1 protein-coding gene is annotated in these 1,009 nt (G+C 70.2%); it reads right to left on the reverse strand.

Annotated elements, in window-relative coordinates:
* Nucleotides 1-993, reverse strand: a 993-nt coding sequence (locus ACFWGZ_RS41350) for an ABC transporter substrate-binding protein (protein WP_382457033.1), incomplete at its 3' end; no start/stop codon positions are given.
* Nucleotides 994-1,009 lie beyond the last annotated feature (16 nt).

Below are 1,009 nucleotides of genomic sequence, written 5' to 3' on the forward strand. Positions count from 1 at the left end.
GGCCTGGAAGTCGCCGCCGTAGACCGCCTGCGACCAGCTGTCGAAGCTCGTCGTGCGCATCGTGGCGTCGATGCCGATGGCCTGGAGGTTGTCGGCGGCGATCCGCGCGACGGACACGTAGTCGGTCCAGCCGGCGGGGGTGATGATGTCGAACCGGACGGCCTTGCCGTTCTTGTCCACGCGCATGCCGCGTCCGCCCCTGCGCTTCAGCCCGGCCCTGTCGAGGGCCAGTTCGGCGGCCTCGGGGTCGTAGGCGGTGAGCCTGTCCTCGCGGTGCAGGGTCTCCTTCTCGAACCAGCCGGGATAGGCGCCGTCGGGGAGTCCGACCGGGTTGGCGGGGACGCTCTTGCCCCACACCGCGATGTCGACCATCCGCTTGCGGTCGAAGGCGGGCGAGAGGGCGCGGCGCACGGCCGGGTCGTCGAACGGGGCCGTCGTGGTGTTGAAGAAGATCTGCACGTCGGTGGCGTGCGGCCACCAGTAGCCGAAGTGCTGGGGGTCGCGGCGCACGAACGTCTTGTCGGGGTTGGGGATCAGCGCGCCCCAGTCGACGGCGCCGCTCACGGTCGCGTTGTTGATCTGGTCGTTGCCGGACCAGCCCGAGAGTTCGAGGCCGGGTATGCGGATCTTCTGCCAGTAGCGTGGGTTGCGGTGCATCTCGTAGCCCTGCGGCCGGAACTTGGTCAGCTGGAACGGGCCTGTGCCGACGGGGTTCGGGTTGGCGAAGCGCAGTGGGTCGTCGATCTCGCCCCACACGTGCCGGGGCACGATCGCCTGCCCCACGAGGTCGTGCAGGGACGGGGTGTTGACCCGCTCGAAGGTGATGCGCAGCGTGCCGTCGTCGGGGGCGGTGATGGTGTCGACGTCGGCGAGCGCGGGCGCCGCCCGCCCGATCAACCCCTTGGTCTTGCGGATGAGCTCGAGCGTGAATGCGGCATCGTGGGCCGTGAACGGGCGGCCGTCCGACCAGCGGACGCCCGGGCGCATGGTCAACGTCAGGGTGCGGTTG

Source organism: Lentzea sp. NPDC060358 (genome assembly GCF_042725365.1).
Classification (GTDB): domain Bacteria; phylum Actinomycetota; class Actinomycetes; order Mycobacteriales; family Pseudonocardiaceae; genus Lentzea.